Origin of the sequence: Pseudoalteromonas sp. CuT4-3 (assembly GCF_035666335.1) — a bacterium.
GTDB lineage: Bacteria > Pseudomonadota > Gammaproteobacteria > Enterobacterales > Alteromonadaceae > Pseudoalteromonas > Pseudoalteromonas atlantica.
On sequence record NZ_CP142030.1, the window covers coordinates 3,537,885 to 3,556,897 of the forward strand.

The 19,013-nt window shown below is 41.4% G+C and carries 13 protein-coding genes and 1 riboswitch; of the genes, 3 read left to right on the top strand and 10 right to left on the bottom strand.

What is annotated here, in order from left to right; all coding sequences use genetic code 11:
* Positions 1 to 5: 5 nt before the first annotated feature.
* Positions 6 to 2,948, bottom strand: coding sequence for a TonB-dependent receptor (locus VOI46_RS16440; RefSeq protein ID WP_004585993.1), 2,943 nt, complete (start codon positions 2,946 to 2,948; stop codon positions 6 to 8).
* Between the two features lie 460 nt (positions 2,949 to 3,408).
* Here VOI46_RS16440 and VOI46_RS16445 point away from each other — a divergent pair, with 460 nt between their 5' ends.
* The gene (locus VOI46_RS16445; protein WP_324738100.1) at positions 3,409 to 3,942 is read left to right on the top strand and encodes a LytTR family DNA-binding domain-containing protein; all 534 of its coding nucleotides are present in this window, start codon (positions 3,409 to 3,411) and stop codon (positions 3,940 to 3,942) included.
* A gap of 16 nt (positions 3,943 to 3,958) precedes the next feature.
* On the opposite strand, the gene VOI46_RS16450 is transcribed toward VOI46_RS16445, so the two are convergent.
* The 5 genes from VOI46_RS16450 to VOI46_RS16470 form a co-directional block, all read right to left on the bottom strand.
* Positions 3,959 to 4,357, bottom strand: coding sequence for a hypothetical protein (locus tag VOI46_RS16450; RefSeq protein WP_004585995.1), 399 nt, complete (start codon positions 4,355 to 4,357; stop codon positions 3,959 to 3,961).
* Positions 4,358 to 4,417: 60 nt separating this feature from the next.
* A complete protein-coding gene (locus tag VOI46_RS16455) occupies positions 4,418 to 6,493 on the bottom strand; it encodes a S9 family peptidase (protein WP_248443759.1) in 2,076 nt (691 codons plus the stop codon).
* Positions 6,494 to 6,654: 161 nt separating this feature from the next.
* Entirely contained in the window at positions 6,655 to 7,215 is a 561-nt protein-coding gene (locus tag VOI46_RS16460; protein ID WP_004585997.1) for a hypothetical protein, read from the bottom strand.
* A 95-nt stretch (positions 7,216 to 7,310) separates the two neighbouring features.
* A riboswitch (cyclic di-GMP riboswitch) is annotated at positions 7,311 to 7,393 on the bottom strand.
* A 111-nt stretch (positions 7,394 to 7,504) separates the two neighbouring features.
* Entirely contained in the window at positions 7,505 to 10,645 is a 3,141-nt protein-coding gene (locus tag VOI46_RS16465; RefSeq protein WP_004585998.1) for an efflux RND transporter permease subunit, read from the bottom strand.
* 11 nt (positions 10,646 to 10,656) lie between these two features.
* On the bottom strand, positions 10,657 to 11,841 hold the full coding sequence (locus tag VOI46_RS16470; protein ID WP_004585999.1) for an efflux RND transporter periplasmic adaptor subunit: 1,185 nt from the start codon (positions 11,839 to 11,841) through the stop codon (positions 10,657 to 10,659).
* Positions 11,842 to 12,131: 290 nt separating this feature from the next.
* Between VOI46_RS16470 and VOI46_RS16475 the strand changes: the two genes are divergently transcribed.
* Positions 12,132 to 14,642, top strand: a complete 2,511-nt coding sequence (locus VOI46_RS16475; protein WP_004586000.1) for a zinc-dependent metalloprotease — start codon at positions 12,132 to 12,134, stop codon at positions 14,640 to 14,642.
* Positions 14,643 to 14,684: 42 nt separating this feature from the next.
* Here VOI46_RS16475 and VOI46_RS16480 read toward each other — a convergent pair whose 3' ends face one another.
* The 4 genes from VOI46_RS16480 to VOI46_RS16495 all read right to left on the bottom strand — a co-directional run bounded on the left by VOI46_RS16480 (position 14,685) and on the right by VOI46_RS16495 (position 17,474).
* The gene (locus tag VOI46_RS16480) at positions 14,685 to 15,473 is read right to left on the bottom strand and encodes a PhzF family phenazine biosynthesis protein (protein WP_004586001.1); all 789 of its coding nucleotides are present in this window, start codon (positions 15,471 to 15,473) and stop codon (positions 14,685 to 14,687) included.
* 20 nt (positions 15,474 to 15,493) lie between these two features.
* Positions 15,494 to 15,967 carry a pilin gene (locus VOI46_RS16485; RefSeq protein WP_004586002.1) on the bottom strand — a complete coding sequence of 158 codons (474 nt, stop codon included), beginning with the start codon at positions 15,965 to 15,967 and terminating at the stop codon, positions 15,494 to 15,496.
* The gene (locus VOI46_RS16490; protein ID WP_004586003.1) at positions 15,964 to 16,788 is read right to left on the bottom strand and encodes a hypothetical protein; all 825 of its coding nucleotides are present in this window, start codon (positions 16,786 to 16,788) and stop codon (positions 15,964 to 15,966) included. The genes VOI46_RS16485 and VOI46_RS16490 overlap by 4 nt, the downstream gene beginning before the upstream one ends.
* 71 nt (positions 16,789 to 16,859) lie before the next feature.
* Positions 16,860 to 17,474, bottom strand: coding sequence for a PQ-loop domain-containing transporter (locus VOI46_RS16495; protein WP_039972103.1), 615 nt, complete (start codon positions 17,472 to 17,474; stop codon positions 16,860 to 16,862).
* A 364-nt stretch (positions 17,475 to 17,838) separates the two neighbouring features.
* On the opposite strand from VOI46_RS16495, the gene VOI46_RS16500 reads away from it, so the two are divergent.
* Positions 17,839 to 18,972, top strand: a complete 1,134-nt coding sequence (locus tag VOI46_RS16500) for a PepSY-associated TM helix domain-containing protein (protein ID WP_004586005.1) — start codon at positions 17,839 to 17,841, stop codon at positions 18,970 to 18,972.
* Positions 18,973 to 19,013: the final 41 nt, after the last annotated feature.

Here is a 19,013-nt window from a genome sequence, read left to right on the forward strand (position 1 = left end):
ACTGCTTAAAATTTACTTCTAAAACCAATATAGAAGGTTTGTCCGATTGGGTCATACGTACCTGCGTCGGTTTCAGTGCCTGTGCTTGAGCCACTTACACCTGAAAGTATACGTGGAGGCTCTTTATCAAATAAATTGTTAGCGCCGGCGTATAGCTCTACCGCGTCACTTATATGATAGCTTGCTTGTACATCGTGGTAGGTTACTGAGCCAATACCCACGCCGCCAGCAGGTATACCAAAGCCACTTAAGAATTGATCATCAAAGTCAGCAGCCCCTATGTAGGTCATGCTCCAGTTAAAATCAAAGTCATCAAGCTTATAGCCTAAGTTCCAGTTAGCTTTGTGCTCAGATGCGCCAATTTCACCTGCAAACTCATCTTTATCCGCACCCGGTAACGGAATAGTGTAACCGTCAATCAAGTAAGTGTATGCAAGGCGAGTTCTAAATGCGCCTGGACCAATATCGGCAAAGTAAGTTAGTGTTAAATCAACACCTTCAGTTCCTAAGCCACCACTATTTGATACACCACTGTCAATAAACTCAAGTGACCCTGCGCTATTATTACCAGAAGGGCCGCTACGACGAGTTATAAAGCTACAGAAGCTATCATCACCACCGCCATAACATTGGTCTAGAATAAATTGGCGCGGTGTAGATACAATCGCATCAGTGATTTCTATATCAAAGTAATCAAGGGTAACGTCAAGGCCCGAGATTAACTCCTCTGGGGTAAATACCACACCCGCAGTCACAGAGTCGCCCACTTCTTCTTTTAAGTCTGGGTTACCACGGTTAAAACCACTAATACCCTGTAAATCAGACTGGTTAAGGGTAAACTCACCGTTTGTTGCAATATTATTTGTAACACCCGCATCGGCACGACACGCATCACCTACAGCGCCACCGCCACTGTTTGTAACACCTATACATGGATCGTTTAAACCACTTGGGAATGTTTGCGAAGGCGGTGAAAATAACTCATCAATATTAGGCGCACGTGTAGAACGAGCACGGGTAGCACGAAGGCGTAAGCTATCCATCACTTCCCAATCAACACCTACGTTCCAGCTTTCTGTATTACCTACTGTTGAGTAGTCAGATAAACGGACTGCGGCGTTCATTGTTACCGCATCCAGCACTGGAATGTTAGCCTCAACATAGTATTCAGTTACATCAAAAGAACCTTCGGTTGCAGGAATTGCATTACCGGCATTTAAGCCTGCTTGCTGTAGGGCATCAAATTCACTGCGAGAAAACTCTTCGCGGTATTCAAAACCAGCCGCAATACCTACCATACCCGCAGGCAGCTCAAATAAATCACCTGAGACATTACCGCCAATAATTTCTTGCTCTACCGACGTAGAAAGCGTACTTGGCGCACTAACAAAGTCAATTGCACCTTGCGATAGTGAATTAAATCCGTAAATGTTTACTGGCGCACAATTAAAGCCACGCGCTGTTGCATCAATACAAATCGCTTCATCGGTAATGCCATCCGCATCTAAATCTTGGCTATCAATTACCGCCTCTAAACCTTGGCGAAAGCTTTGTACATTTACTAAGCCACCTGAAACTTGCGACTCTTTCGTTTTACCGTACACATAGTAGGTATCGTAAAACCAGCTGTCGTTAATCTCACCCTGAAAGCCCACAGCTAAGCGGAATGTATCACGCTCTGCACGGGCACCACGGTTACCTACATCACTTAAACGTTTTGCAAAAAAGATATCTCTAGCACCATCACCGTCGGTGTCTGTTGCTGCATTGTAAATATCATCTGACACAAAGGCATTTCTGAGCATTTCGCCATTTACGTCAAACTCAATTGGCACGCGGCCATTGGCATAAATGTCATCTGAGGCTAACGGAAAAGGCTCTAACTCTGAAATAGTGGTACTAGATGCGTACGTCCCTTCAAAAAAGAAGCTGTGTTTATCTGTTAGCTCGTAACTACCATTTGAGGCAAATAAGTAGCGCTCTGTTGGTATAGCAATGGTACGTACGCCGCTTCGGTTAAAGCCGTTGGCATCTATACCGTCACCGCCATTGGTGCTAAACGAGTCCTGTAAGTTGTTGTTTGGATCGTAAGTAAAGCGTGTATCGCCCGCATCAAAACGCCCTTGTGGCGGAAATGATGAGAAAAACGGATTAACGGCTTCAAAAATAGAGCCCGGGTTTGCCGCCGGATCGCCTTCAAAATAAATACCTGAAAATTGGTCTACTGCAGAGCGCTCACGATCGCGTGAAAACACAGCTCCTTGGTCTGAGTAGCCTAAGTGGAACATGGCTTGACCTTTGCCATCACCCGTAGTTAAACCCGAGGTAAAAGAAAACTGGCGCGATTCATCATCGCCTTCGCTTGATTCGCCGTATTGGCCTTCAAATTCTACGCCTTCAAAGTCATCTTTTAGTACAAAGTTAACTACACCTGCAACCGCATCAGAGCCATATACTGATGATGCGCCACCGGTCATAATTTCCACGCGCTCAATAAATTGACTAGGAATGGTATTTAAATCAACTGCCGAGCTACCAGGTACACCCGATACATAACGGCGCCCATTCACAAGTACTAAAGTACGGTTTGAACCTAAGTTACGCAAATCAACAGTAGCTACACCCGCGCTTGCAGTTGAAAAGTTAGAGTTAGTACGGCTAATAGCTGGAGAACCAAATGCTGGGTTTTCTAGCAGTAGGTTTTGAATGTTTAAAGAACCCGATGCATCAATTGCCTCGCCACTTACAACCTGTATAGGTGCAGATGACATCGCCTCGGCTGAACGAATACGAGAACCCGTTACTTGCACGCGTTCTATTTTTTCTAGTTCGTCTTCTTCTGCGGCTATACCTTGAAAAGAAAAGCCAGCAAGCACTGTCGCACTAAGTGCTAAAGACAATGAAGATTTTTTAAATGTACGACTATCTAAGTTATTTATTTTTTTCATACTATAATGCCCCTGAAATGTTATTTTTGTAACTGGTTGGTTACAAACATTTCAACATTAAGTGGAATAATTTTAAGACACTATGCGCATTATTTAATAGGCACTTAGTCAGGTACAAGCAGCAGGATATATGGGATGAAGGTACTTATCCCAGATTGTTATAAATTAGATTAAATTTTTTAACATTTTTTATTAAATACACGGTCTTTATAACTACACACTCTAGAGATGGATTTTTTATGATTACTTACTTTCATGCACTAATTAGAGTTAGCACGAGCAAATTTGCAACATTCTTAACTCAGCAGGTGCAAGCTCACCGTCACTTTGATTCGCAAACGCAACTGCCCGAGCAGCGTTTAGATCAAATAGATACCTCTCGTTTTAATGTGCTTTTTACGAATTATCTAATTTAAATGATCCTACTCAAATAGTACACCTAACTGAATTGGCTAAAACAATGAAAGTGGTGGTGATTGCTAGGTCGGCTGAATTTGCTAATTTTGCGTTTGAAGTCGGCGCAGTCTATTTTTTAACCGTCGATGCAACCGCTTCAAGGCTTGAAAAATGCTTCGATAAGCTTATTCATTTATGCCCATTAGCCACACAAACCGAGCGCTTGTTTAAAGCCGCATCTGAAAACGAGCAACCCATTGCTGCACATATTGTTGTTAAAGATGTAGGTAAGGTACGTTTAATAGATATTAACGATATTGTATGGATAAACGGTGCGGGTAATTATGTAGAGCTGCACTTTAATGGTAACAGCGCCCCCGTTTTACACCGTGAAACCATGAAAAACATTGAGCAACAGCTAGAGCCTGAAGGTTTTATACGTATTCACCGCTCCACGCTAGTTAGAAAACATGCCATAAAAGAGCTTATGCCAACAGACAGCGGTGACTATAAAGTGAAGCTTAAAAACAATATCTCGTTAAATTTATCAAGAAGGTACAAAAACTGCCTAGAGAGCATTATAAGCCCCGTAGCATAGGGGCTTGTAATTCTATTTACCAGTAGGTTTTAATGTATTCATCGTCTGGGTGTTGATGTAGGTAACTTTCTGAATCTTTATAAAAGTTAACTTCAATATCGCTGTTGTTCCAGACCTTCTCGAACATATTTTTAGCAATAATGTTTGCATATAAGTAATCTACGCGTTCGTAGCCACGCTCTTTTACGCTGGCAAAGTACGCCTCTAACGAGTCCATGCTATCTACAGTTATTAACTCAAATTCTTCTAAATTAACCACAACACACTTTAGTGCGCCTTTGGGGTGCATACTTAGTTCGTTCACCACGCCATTAGTTAGTAAAGTAATTCCTTCATTATTAAAACTACCCATTAGCTTTAAATACATGGTGGGTGGCTGAGAGCAAATATAAAACTCTCCATGTGCTCTAAACATAAATAACCTTTTATATATCAGTGCTTCATTAAAGCTTAATACATTTTGCGTATTTTGCAGTTAATTTATAAGCGCAATAAAAAAGGCCATTTCGAGGGCTTTTTCTTCAAGGCTTTTAAAACGCCCAGATGCGCCGCCATGCCCTGCATCCATGTCGGTTTTGAATACCAGTATATTGTTATCGGTTTTGAGTTCTCGCATTTTTGCTACCCACTTCATAGGCTCCCAATACTGTACTTGAGAGTCGTGCAAGCCTGTGGTGACTAAAATGTGCGGGTAATCTTGGGCGCTAATATTATCGTACGGCGAGTACGCGGCTATTACATCATAAAAGTGCTCATCGTTTGGGTTGCCCCATTCATCATACTCGTTAGTGGTAAGTGGAATACTTTCATCTAGCATGGTGGTTAACACATCTAAAAATGGCACATGACACCCTACACCTAAGTAAAGCTCTGGCGCTTGGTTTAATACAGTGCCCATTAACAAACCACCTGCACTGCCGCCAGAGGCAAATACTTTGTTTTTATCACCGTAGCCTTGCTCTACAAGAGCCTTTGTAATATCAATAAAGTCGCTAAAGCTATTTTGTTTATGCTCTTTTTTACCTTGCTCGTACCAATGGCGTCCTAGCATTTCGGAGCCTCTAACATGTGCAATCGCATACACAAAACCGCGATCTAGCAAACTCAATGAGGTACTCGAAAAGCTCGGATCTATCGTGTAACCATATGCACCATAGCCATATTGAAACAGTGGGTTAGTGCCATCTTTGGTAAAGGTGTCTTTTCTATAAACTAATGAAACAGGTACTTGCACGCCATCGCGTGCTGTCACGAATAAGCGCTCAGAGGCATAAAGTGCACTATCAAACCCGCCCAGTACTTGCTGCTGTTTTAACAATGTTTTTTTGCCCGTGGCTAAATCAACATCGTACAACGTTCCTGGCGTGGTTAGACTTGAATAATAAATACGTACCGAACGCGCCTGTGGCTCGGGGTTCATCGCCACAGCGGCATAGTAACATGGGTCGCTAAATTCAAGCGCCATGCGCTCTTGAGCTTGGTTAATAACAACAAAGCGAGCTTGACCTTGCTCGCGCTCAGTTAATACTAAAAAGTCGTCAAATATCTCTACGCCTTCAAGCAATACATGCTCACGGTGCGCGGTGTGCTCTTGCCACTGCGTTTTATCTGCAATCGTTTCGCTTGTTGCCGTCATCAGTCTGAAATTTTTAGCTTGCCAGTTAGTTACTATGTAATAAGTATCGCCGTGTTTATCTATATCAAACTCATGCCCTTCTTCGCGCGGTAGTAATGCGTTAAATTCTCCTTGCGGGTTATTGGCATCAAGCACCCAGGTATCGTTTGTTTCGGTGGTGGCCAAATCTATAATAATAAGGCTCTCGTCACGGCTTTTACCCAAGCCCATAAAAAAGCTTTTATCGTGCTCTTCATACACCATGACATCTTGGCTTTGCGCTGTGCCTAGTTCATGCCTAAACACCTGAAAACCCAGTAACGTTTGTAAGTCTTTTTTAACGTAAAATACGGTTTTATTGTCGTTAGCCCAAACAACTTGCCCTTCAGTGTTTTCTAAAACATCGCTGAGCATTTCACCTGTTTGCAGGTTTTTAAAATGTACACTATAAATTCTGCGCCCTTCGGTATCTTCGCTGTATGCCATTAATTGCTCGCATGGGCTTAGCGCGACTTCACCTAGTTCGTAAAATTCATGGTTTTGAGCTAAAGCATTTACATCAAGTAGTAACTGCTTGTTATCGGTGTTAATACTTGTGCTTCTGTAATGACGCGAATACTCATCGTCACCACGTACCTCTGAGTGATACCAGTACTTACCATCTTTAACCGGCACCGTGTTGTCATCTTTTACGATACGCCCTTTTAGTTCTTCAAAAATACTGTTTTGAAGTGGTTTTATTGCGGCTAGTTGCTCATCGCAGTATGTATTTTCGGCTGCTAAATGGGCGAGTATTTCTGGGTTTTCGCGCTCATCATCGCGCATCCAGTAGTAGTTATCGGTGCGCGTTTTATTGTGCATAGTTAATTGATGAGGTTGCTTTTTAGCAACAGGAAAACGAGCTAATGATTGAGAAGAAAATTCACTTAAAGACACAGCAAAACCGTATAAAAAATAACAATGCAGGCAGTTTATCATAAAAATAAAAAAGCCCACTCATAGAGAGTGGGCTTGAGGTATAAGTCCAAATTTTAAAATTACTGCAATCTTATTCTTGTCATTACACCCATGGGAAGATGGTTTTTATTTTAAAAGCGTTAAGAGACCTTAGTCCAGGCCATTGCCCAGCTTTTTCCGATACCAGGCTCAAAGCTTGGATTTTTATTAGTTCTGCAAAATTGGCTAAATGGCCATGCCTTACATTGGTATATATAACCGGTTTTAGGCTGCAGTACGCGAGTCCCCGCGTTGTATTGTTCACCCCCATTAGGGTATACAAAATCATATGCTTGGTTGGCGCACTTAGCGGGGGTATCGCACTTTGCAATGCAATGAAAATCAACCTTTGCCTTGTTAATACCACTACTTTCTAGGGCAAATATTTCGTTATCTCTATAGCCAACAACCAACCCTTGCTTGGTCATTCTACCTGCACTTACCAGTGGCACATGCACGTTTATATACTCAGCAACTAAGCGTGGCCAAGCATGAGGCTCACCTTGTTCTAAAGAGGTAATTTTATAATCAAACGATAAATCAACAAGCACTCCTTGCATGTCTGAAAAGGTTACACTAACCACATCCCCAATGAATAATTGAGTATGATGGTTTAAACAACCTATAGTTGACCATTTTCCACAGGCCAACGACGTATGCATAAACACAGTAACACCTTAAGAGTCACAAAATTTTATCCATATCATATGGATACACAAAAACGACACTGAGGGCAAGCAATACCGTATAAAAATTATGCAGCAGCCCCGCTATCGTAGTTTACACCTTAGACCGGAAACTTTGCGTCTTAGCCTTTCGACTAATTTGCCAACAGAAAAAAGTGATTATAAAACGTGCGCAAAGCTTATTCAAACAAAAGAATGTAACCGAGATTTTTATATAACCCTAAATAACTAAAAAGCCAACTTGTTAAAGTTGGCTTTTAATAGTTTAAGAGGTTTGGTTTATAGGGGCTTTTCGCCTAAATACTTTTCGAAAAGCCATTTTAAACACGCCGCCAATATCGCCTAAAATAATGTACAAGCACGGCACCAATATAAGGGTGATTAGTGTTGCAAACATTACCGCAAAGCCTAGCGCTACTGCCATAGGGATTACAAACTTAGCTTGTAAGCTGGTTTCAAACATTATGGGCAAAACCCCTGCAAAGGTTGTAATAGAGGTTAATAATATTGCCCTAAAGCGTGCACAACCGGCTTCTATTACCGCGTTTTTAACGCTTACACCCTCTCGGCGTACTTGGTTTACGTAGTCGGTCATTACCAGCGAGTCGTTTATTACTACGCCGGCCGCGGCTATTAAACCAAAGCCCGACATTAAGCTAATGTCTAAATCAAACCAAAAGTGCCCCCAAATAGCCCCCGTTAAACTAAACGGAATAACCGACATAACAATAAGCGGCTGGGCATAACTTTTAAGTGGTACAGCAAGCAATATATAAACTAAAATCATGCCGCCTACAAAAAACAGCAGCTGCTCATTAGCTTGCGCTTGTTGCTCTTCTATTGCGCCACCTAGCTCTGATTTAACACTTGGGTATTCTTCTTTAAGTTGCGGCAGTAAGTTTTCTTTTACTTGCGAAACCACTTCGCCTGGCTCTATAACTTCTTCATCAATACTGCCGTACACATAAACAGTACGATAACCGCCCTCACGGCGAATATAGCTAATACCCGGCGTTTCGGTTAATTCAACCACATCGCCTAAAAGTACTTCACGCCCTTGCGGTGTAGTAACTACAGTGTGTTTTAGCGATGAAAACGCTTCGCGAGTCAGTTTAGGGTAACGTACCATTACTCTTACTTCTTCGCCGTTACGTATTACACGCTGCGCTTCGCCACCATAAAAACTAGCGCCTACTTGGTTTGCAATGTTAGCAAGGTCGAGCCCTAAATCGTAAGCTACAGGTTTTAAGCTCATTTGCACTTCTTTGCTAGCAGGGTCAATGGTCGAGCTTATATCAAACAAGCCTTTTTGTTGCTGCAATAGCTGAATAAAACGACGGCCTGCCGCATTAAGCGTTTCTATATCAGAGCCAAACAGTAAATAACCAAATTCGCCTTCGCCGGTGCCGCCACCGCCGCCAACATCATCTTCAATAGTGAGTGATTTAATACCGGCAATGGTTGGCATAGCTTCTCGCCAGCGGCGCGAAAGTTCAAACGCGTTATAAGGGCGTAAATCTTCATCAACCAACGGCGCAAGTAACTGAGACTCCGTTCTGCCTTGGTTAAATACCAGTACATCACGAATTATTTTTTGGCCAAATTCACGCTCTGTTTCTTCATCAACTCTTAACACCATGGCTTCTACTTCACGAATAGCTGCAATAGTTTGTAAATCAGACACATTGTCATTCATTTCTATTTGAATTTGCGGAAAATCATGCGGCACTTTAGGAGTGGGTACAGTGCGTACTTTATTTGATGTGATCAGCGCAATGCTTATAAAAAACATAGCAATAAAGCCAAACAATACTGTCCAACGCCAATCTACACAACGCGATATAAAACGCTTATAAGGGCCATTTACAAAACCAAAAAAGCGGGTATTAAACCTATCGCGCCAGCCCCCTTTTTTAATAGGTGAAAAGTGCGTGTGGGCAATGTGCGCCGGTAAAATAAGTTTTGATTCAACTAAGCTAAATACTAAACACAGCATAACTACTACAGCAATACCGTAAAAGAAGGCGCTTTCTGGCCCGCTTGAAAGTGTAAACGGGGCAAACACTGCAATGGTTGTTAGTACACCAAATGTAGCAGGGGTTGCTACACGGTTAGCACCACGGACGACGTTTTCAACTCCGCCTCCGCTTTTTTCAACCTCAGTATAGGCGGCCTCACCTATTACTATGGCGTCATCTACCACAATCCCGAGCACCATAATAAAAGCAAACAACGAAATAATATTAATGCTTATACCAAATAAAGGCATTAGCATCATGGCGCCTAAAAAGCACACTGGTAAGCCAATCATTACCCAAAGCGCTAATTTAAAGCGCAAGAATAACGAAAGCATAATAGCGACTAATATTGCTCCTTGAAACAAGTTAGCTTTCATCATATCAAGGCGCGCATTTAGGTAGTACGTCATGTCCATTAATGGCTCTAACCTAACGCCCGGTGGCAGCTGGGTATTTTTTTGTTCAATAAATGCTTTAACCGAATCGGCAACGGGGATCATGTTTTGATCTTGCGTTGCCTTTACCGACATATACACTGCGTTTTCGCCATTAAATTTAAAGTAGCGCTCGCCTTCGGTAAATTGGTCTTTAATAACAGCAATGTCTTGAAGCAATACTTTAGCGCCGTATTCGCCTATTTTTACCGGAATTTGCCTAAACTCATCGCCGGAGTAATACTGGTTTTCAACCCGAACAGAAATAATCCCTGCATCTGTTGTTAGTTGCCCCGCCGAAAAATTAGCAGAGTAATTACGCACAGCGGTCATTACATCGCTTAGGGTTAAGTTGTATTGGCGCAAAGTGTCTGGTTCGATTTCAATGGCAATTTCATCAAGCGGCACATCGTTTTCTACCAACGACACGTTTGATAGCTGTAATAGCTCATCTTCAATTTGATTGGCAATTGGTTTGAGTTCTGTCAGCGGCAAATCAGCAACTAAGGTCATCCCTATAACATCTTGTCTAAACTCAATCTGACTTATGGTGACCGGTTCCATACCTGCAGGAAAGGTTGCAATACCATCAACGCGCAGCTTTACCTTATCAAGTACATCGGTAAGCTCTGCATCGGTGTTAATTTCAAGGCTTGCTCTACCGCCATTTCTAAAGGCGCGGTACACGCCCTTTTTAATTTCGGTCACATCCTTTAGTGATTCTTCAATTTTTATAAGAATGCTTTCTTCAATTTCTTGTGGTGAGGCACCGGGGTAATTTGCCTCAACATTAATGTAGTTAATTTCTACATTAGGAAACATTTGGCGCTGAATGGTTAAGTAACTAATAATCCCCATGATGATGATAAAAACCATCATTAGGTTGGCTGCAACAGAGTTTTTAGCAAAATAAGCTATTAGCCCTGTTTGTTTTTTTTCAATTGATTCGCTCATTAATTTACACCTTACAACTGTTGCGCATCAGCGCTACTTTCGGTGTTTGTATTAGCGTTACTTGGCTCGCCCATGCCAGCCACTTTAACCTGCATGCCTTTTTGTGGGTACTCAGGTAACGTGGTAACCAACTTATCATCGGCGTTAAGTCCGCTGCTAATATAAAAGTACTCGCCTTCTTCTCTCACTACGGTTACTTTGCGCGGTTCAAGCTCTTGGTTTTCGTTAACTATCCACACCGTTTGGTTATTAACTAATGATTGCGGCAAACGGTAAATATTATTAAGCATGGCACCTGCAAAATTAACCTGCACGTAGCTGCCAAATTTAATAGCCGGTTGCTGTGTTTTTAAGGCGTAAGGGTCTTCAATACGTACCACTAAGCTGCTCATGCGCGTCGCGTTATCTACAATACCTAAGTCGCGGTCAATCACGCCTTCACGTGTAAAACTGTTTAAACCTTTTTGAATAATAGTGGCCTTAATGCCCTTAATTCGCTCCGGTAAAAATACGCTATCAAAACCAGCAATAGGAATAATAACCTCTGCTGTTTCTATATTATTTAAATCGGCCACTTGTGCGCCCATAGCCACAAACTGGCCTACCCCCACATTGCGGCTTATAACAAGCGCATCGTAAGGTGCTTTTATATCGCAGTTTTCTAAATCGCGTTGCGCTCTTTTTAATGCGGCTTGCGCCGATTTAACCGCGGCTTGGGCGCTTAGCACCTGCGGTTTACGTAAAAACAAGTCAGTACGTGCCTTACTCGGAAAACGCTTTGCTTCGTCTTCGGCTACTTTTGCCTGCGCTTGCTCTTCAATTAAGGCCGCTTTTGCGCGCGCTAAATCGGCTTCGGCTACCAATACGGCTGCTTCGTAGTTGTCTTTTTCAATGCTAATAAGTGTATCGCCACGAGAAACCACGCCACCCGCTACAAAGTTAGGGTGCCAGCTAATTACTTCGCCCGACACCTGCGCCGCCAACTGCGTATTTTCTAATGGTTTTATTTCGCCATAGCTGTTTATTATTACTTGATGATTATTAGCTTCTACAGGCTCAACTTGCACGGTGGGGCGTGTATCTACTGCTGTTTTACTTTGATCTTCTTGTGCAATAGCGTTTATTCCCATAAAGCCCACTACACCAATGGCTAATGCTACAAATGGGAACACCCATCTCAGTGAATTTGATTGCATATCCTAATTACCTCATATTTCTACTAACACTATAATAACAGAGCGCAATAAAACATTAACCTGACATTTGTAAGCAACTGTTACAAATCAAATTGGGAACTAAATATAGCTGTGTACCCGTTAACAAACACCTGCTATTCATCGCATTTATTATATTTTGTTACAAACTTTTACTATTTAAAATCAACAAATTACAGGTTTAAGCTATTATTTCATCGAGAAGGTGTGCGAACAAATTTTAATTTACGTACAGTCACACTAAATAAATAACAGCGAAAAAGATTATTACAATGAAATTAACAACCCTTGCGCTAACACTTAGTGTAGCGCTTAGCGGCCACGCATTGGCTAGCGATAAAAAAGAAGACAAAAAACCACAAACCCTAAGCGAAATGGTCGAAGGGCAAACCGAATTTTCAGGTATTTTTAATTTATACCAAGACCCAAAAACCGGTGAGCACTTAATGGTGATCACCGAATCGCAGCTTAATACTCCTTTTGTATACTTTGCTCATACAGTCGACGGTGTCACTGATGCTGGGCATTATCGCGGTGCCTATAGAGAAACCAAGCTTATTGAATTTAGAAAATACTTTGACCGCATAGATATAGTTAGCAAAACCCCTCGCTATAAATTTGATCAAAACAGTGCCATTGCCAAAGCAAGCAATGCCAATATTAGCGAAGCCGTTTTAGCCAGCATTAAAATAGAAAAAGAAGAGCAAGGAAAAGTAGCCTTTAAGGTCAACAAGCTATTTTTAAGTGAGGCGCTACACAAGGTATCGCCAACGCCAAACCCAGCCGATAAAAAAGCTAAAAAACGCTTTAAAGTGGGTAAATTAAACAGCAAAAAGTCGCGTATTGTTAAGCAGCGTCCTTACCCAAATAACTTAGATGTGGTTGTAGATTACGTATTTAGTAATGCCAGCCCCACCGTGCGTGGTACAAGCGCAGTAAGCGACCCGCGCAATGTCTCTGTAAAGGTGCAGCACTCTTTTGTTGCATTACCAAAAAACGACTATAAACCACGTAAAGATGACGCGCGCATAGGCTATTTCACCAATCAATTTGATCTAATGACCTCGACCGATTGGGCACCGTATGAAGATGTTATTAAACGCTGGGACCTACAAAAGAAAAACCCTAGTGCTGAGCTTTCTGAGCCAGTAAAGCCAATTACCTGGTGGATAGAAAATACCACCCCAGTAGAGTGGCGCGACACAATACGCGATGCCGTACTTACCTGGAATAGCGCTTTTGAAAAAGCCGGTTTTAAAAACGCACTAGAAGTTAAAGTACAACCCGATGACGCAACCTGGGATGCTGGTGATATTAACTACAACGTATTACGTTGGACATCATCACCTAAACCGCCATTTGGTGGCTACGGGCCGGCTCTTGCCAACCCGCTAACAGGTGAAATACTTGGCTCAGACATTATGCTTGAGTTTGTGTTTATGAAAAACCGCTGGATTTACGACACGCTTTACACACAAGGCACAATGAGCCACGGCGAAAACCTGCACACAAGTGGCGATTTAAATTGCTCACTAGGCCATGAAATTCAACAAAACCTATTACTTGCTAAAGGCTTAGCAACAGGTGCCTCGATTGATGACAATGAAATGATTCGCCAAGGTTTAACTCAGTTAATTCTTCATGAAGTAGGCCATACACTAGGCTTAAACCACAATATGAAATCGTCTATTTTGTGGGATGAAAAAGAGGTTCATGATAAAACCAAAACCCAAGGCATAGTTACAGGCTCAGTGATGGATTATGCGCCGGCCAACATAGCACCCATTGGTGTGCAGCAAGGCGATATTTTTCAAACCAAGCCAGGCCCTTATGACGACTGGGCTATAAACTATGGCTACAGCACAGCCCTTGAAGATGAAGCCGCAGAGCGCGCACGCCTAAATACTATATTAGCGCGCTCTAGCGAGCATACGCTTGCCTTTGGTAACGATGCCGACGACATGCGCGCACCGGGTCGCCATATAGACCCACGGGTAATGATAGGCGACCTTTCATCAAACCCTGCAGCCTATGGCGCCGACCGTATGGCGCTAATTAATAAGTTATTTACTGAGCTAAAAGATAAAGCCACAGTAAAGGGTGAGTCTTACCAACAGCTGGTTACCTCAGCTAATAGTTTATTTGGCCAATACCGCTCGCAAGCGGGCATTGTTTCTCGCCAAATAGGTGGTGTATATGTTGAACGTGCCGTTGTGGGCGACCAGCATGCTGATAAACCCTTTACCCCAGTACCGCTTGAGCGCCAAACACAAGCAATGAACATACTTGCTAAATATGTATTTGCGCCAGATGTACTCATTAGCATTCAACCACTGTATAACTATTTACAGCAACAACGTCGCGGCTTTAGCCATTATGGTAAAAATGAAGACCCTAAAGCGCACAAAATGATTTTAGGCATGCAAAAAACAGTACTTGCGCAATTGCTGCACCCTGCTGTTATGCTGCGTATTTCAGACACCGCGCTGTACGGTAACGAATATAGCCTAACGCAATTTATGGACGACCTAACTGCCAGTATTTTTGTTGATAGCAAAGAGAGCACGTCTGTTAGCCGCAATTTACAAATAGAGTATGTAAATCAGCTTATTGCTATTGCAGGCCTAGGCAAAGCCAGTAAACACGACAATTTGGCAAAAACTGCCGCGCTCTATCAGTTAACACAAATAGCTGATACAAGCGTAGGGTGGGGAGCCGATACAGCAACTAAAGCGCATAAAAAGTATATTGATCACTTAATAGCTAAAGCGTTAGAAGCTTGATTAATTAAATCAAACAGGCCACGTAATACGTGGCCTGTTTATTTATAAATAAATTGTGCCTTTTAGATACCGCACTGCGTTACCGGTTAAGGTCACTGTATTTTCGCCTACTTCGCATTGTATAAAACCACCACGGCTTGAAGCCTGATACGCGTTTAATTTATTTTTACCTAATTGCTGCGCCCAGTAAGGGGCAAGGCCGGTATGAATAGAGCCCGTAACAAAGTCTTCTTCGCCACCACTTGCTGGCCAAAAATAACGAGACACAATATCGTACTCAGCAGAACTCGCTGTGGCGACCACATCTAGTGGATATAAGGTTTTTAACAAATCAGACTCAGTGGTTAAATCATGAATTTGTTGAGCATTTTCGTATATAGCAAAATATGCTTGGCGGTTTTTAAGCACCTTAATAGGTTGTATAGACAACCCTTTCAATAACGCATCGGGTATAGTTTGCACTTCATCTGGCGCTTGTTTAGGAAAGGTCATAGCAAAACTACCATCGCTATTTTTATTAACAATAAGCTCCCCTACAGCCGCGGCGTTAAAGCGCACTTGGCTAAGGTTGTGCTGCTCGCATAAAACATACGCAGCAGCGAGCGTAGCGTGGCCGCAAAAATCTATTTCCATTAATGGCGAAAACCACCGTATTGCAAAACTGCCACCTGCCTGAGGGCAAGTAAACGCAGTTTCAGAAACATTATTCTCAGCGCCAATATTAAGCATTAACTCATCACTAAGCCACGACTCAAGCGGGATCACAGCCGCGTAATTGCCTTTAAATAACTCGCTTGTAAATGCATCAATTTGATGGATAGTGAGTTGCATAGGTTGACCCCCTAAATTAGTTATAAACAAGCCGAAGGTAATACATCTTTAGGTACTGTCGTTTTATTTTCACCCACAGCTTGCATCCCTACAACAGGTTCATCAAAACCGCATAACCATGCAATAGGACTTGTGGGGCTATTAGTAACGACTGCGGGTCTAAAAGTTAAAACTGTATTTTGCAAAGGCTGCGAGGCTTTATTCCCCAAGCTAATGTTAATTGCACCGTTTTCTATGGAAATACCTGTCACTCGATTTCCTATTAAATATTTACTTTCAGGCACATTTGCTTGTTTATTATTTTTAGGAAACTCTCTGTTTTCAATGTAATACGTAGTTACGTCTTCTCTTATTACTGCGGCCATAGCAAGCGGATCAACAAGTTCAGCTTTTTGCATATATTTACTGTATTGAGGTAAGGCAACGGCCGCCAAAATACCAATAATAGAAATTACGACCATCAATTCAATTAGCGTAAATCCTTTTGACTTCATAACACTTCTCCTAGCATAAAAATTGGTTGATAAGCCGCTTTCACAAATAAGTAAATTGACACAACAATGACTAATCCATACAGAATAACCAGCTTATTTATAAAGCCTTTAGCCTGCAAATTAAATTGTTCAAGCTGCTGCTCAAGTAACACTTTAAACTCTTCATGAGTTTCGTAGCCTAACGAATCACACTTAGCCAAATGTTTAGTTTCGACTATTGCGGCGTTTTCATCCTCTTTGAAATTTACCGCAAAGTTAAGCGTTGTCATTAGGCGATCGTATTTCTTAATTAAACTGCGGGGAAGTAAAGCTTTTGATAAACCAGTAAAAGGCTGCGAGTCGGTTAAAGCGCATGCATTTTTAATTTTAAAAATTACTATAAAAATAATGCTTTGCAGTAAAAACAATAGAATAATTGGCACATACCAATAAGAAAAGTAATCACCTAAGGAGTGCGCGGAAGAAGCCATATGATTGCTATATATCTCTACAAATGTAGGAACAACAAAAGACTGATATAAAAGCGAAGAAAAAACATAAATAAAAAAAACAGCAGTTAAATAGCTAAAAATGCCTTTGTGCTCAAATTTATACCCGCTAACTAGCTGCGGTACACATTGATAATGCATGGCTTGTTTTTGCAAAATATCTGCATCTTGCAGTGCAAATTTTGTTGCAAGGCAATTGGCTAATTTACTGTCTGCGTATTTATTAGCATAAACGGCTAAATACGATTGTGCGGTTAGCTCTTCTTTTTGTGCGGCACTTAATGTTTTAGAACTATAGACACGGCAAATGTAGGCAAACTGATTCCAATTCATACTTTATCCTTTTATTTGATAAAGTAACTTGCCACATATTTAGTACAATATAAATAGAAGACGATTGTTTTTTAAGCCATTGCGGGGCGCATTTTATAATATTGCATACATGCAAATTGCACGGCATTTGTAAGTAGCAGCATAACAAACATTAAAATATGCGAGGTGCTGTGCATAGCACTGCTTAGCTCTACAAATAAGCCACAGGTACCTGCTACAAACTGCAAGCTAAAGTAGCGGGCGCTTAAATTGCTAATATTGCCACTGCGTAAGGTTTTATACGTTTGCGGCATAACCCGCACTGAGCTCATTACCAGCCCTACGTATGTAAGGGCGTTGAGCACCGATGATGTTTCTAAGCTTTTATTTAACAGCAATAAAAAAGGTAATAACGAAAAGCCAAGCATAGCCACAAGCTGTATACGTTCAGCTTTTGCGGCGTTATAGCGTGCAAAGTAATATAAAATTAAACCACTTAGCGCTCCAGTTACAAAAAATGGTAAAGCAATAAAGTAGCGTTCAAAATAAATATTGTAGGTAATAAAGTAGAGGCTTTGTGCTAAACCAAAGGTCATCATTAATAGTGATAACCCCGACACACTGCGATTCTTTCTAATTTTGCTCAATAGCGGTAAAAAGCTAAAAACTAAAATAAAAGCCGACAAAATAGGTAGATAGTGCGCCAAAACAACCTCGCTCGTTACTTAAATGTTAATATAAAACCCGCCTGAAACAATAAATAAACATATGTTTTTAAAAGGGTTTTAGAGTGAGCGCGCATTGTAATGATGAATACATTTTACTCAACAAATTAGCGTAAACCTATATTAGGCACTGGCAAGATAGCTGTACAAAAAGCGTTACTTTAAGTGAACACCAGAGCCTCTTTGCATTTAAAAGTTACCAACCTTACACCACAGCTTAAACACATTTTACTCTAGAGATCGGCTCGCTCTAAAACAATTATTGTGCATTCATCGCACAACTATGAAATAGAACTGATAATTGTTATCATACTCAGGTCCGTGGCAATTACACAAAAAATAAACTATGAGAAAAACACTTTTTAAAATTCACAGCTGGGTAGCCCTTATAGCGCTTATTCCGCTGCTTGTTATCAGTATAACTGGTAGCGTTTTGGTATTTAAAAGCGAGATTGACGGCTTACTAATGCCAGACAGTCACTTTGTTGTACAACAACAAGCCAACCGCTTACCTATTGATACACTTATAACAAAAACTCAAAAAACCTACCCTGAGTATGTCGTAGGTAGCTGGGAAATATTTAACGATGATACTGCTGATCGGGTTTATTTAATTAAACGCGGTACAGAGGACTGGTATAAATTTCATTTAGATCAATACACGGGCAATATTTTATCGGAGCCAGTAGGCACTAGCCATTACTTTACCGACTGGTTTTTAGACTTACATTACACCTTTTTACTTAACGATTTAAAAAGCTTACCAGGGCAAACTGGCACTGTTTTAGGGTTCTTTTTTGCGGTGTTTTTTTTAGTACTGGGTATTACAGGTCTTATTATTTATCGTAAGTTTTGGCAGCGGTTATTTAGTGTACGCTGGCGCGCCACACTGCAAATAGTGCTTAGCGACATTCATAAAATGACCGGCGTAATTGGCTCGCCAATTATTATAATTTTAGCCATCACCGGCGGCTACTTTAACGGCGCGGTGTGGTATCACGAAGTAATTGAACACGCAGAAGAAGAGCACTTTGTATTAACTAAAAATTTATACAATGAAGAGGTTTCTTTTCAGCACGTACTTGATGACAGCCAAAAGCAAATACCCAGCTTTAATGGTACGTTTTTAGTAATGCCGCTTGAGCCAAACGAAAACATAACGTTATTTGGTGAGGTTGATACCAGCAACCCGCTTGCCAGTGAATATGCCAATACCGTGACTTACAATAAGCTAACGGGCGAGCATATGGCTAACTGGGACATTCGCGAAGTGGGTGTAGGTTGGCAAGTAATTGATAGCTTTAGAAAACTACACTTTGGTTATTTTGCAGGGCTCATTAGTAAAATAATTTGGTGTGTTATTGGTTTAAGCCCTGTTTGGCTTGGCGGTACTGGCTTTTATTTATGGTTTACTCGCCGTAAGCGTAAAAAACAGTCTCAAAAAAACCGCTTAAGTAAACACCGCACTGTAAGTGCTTGATTAAAAAATCACCTCACTGTAATGTTAAAAATCACAGTGAG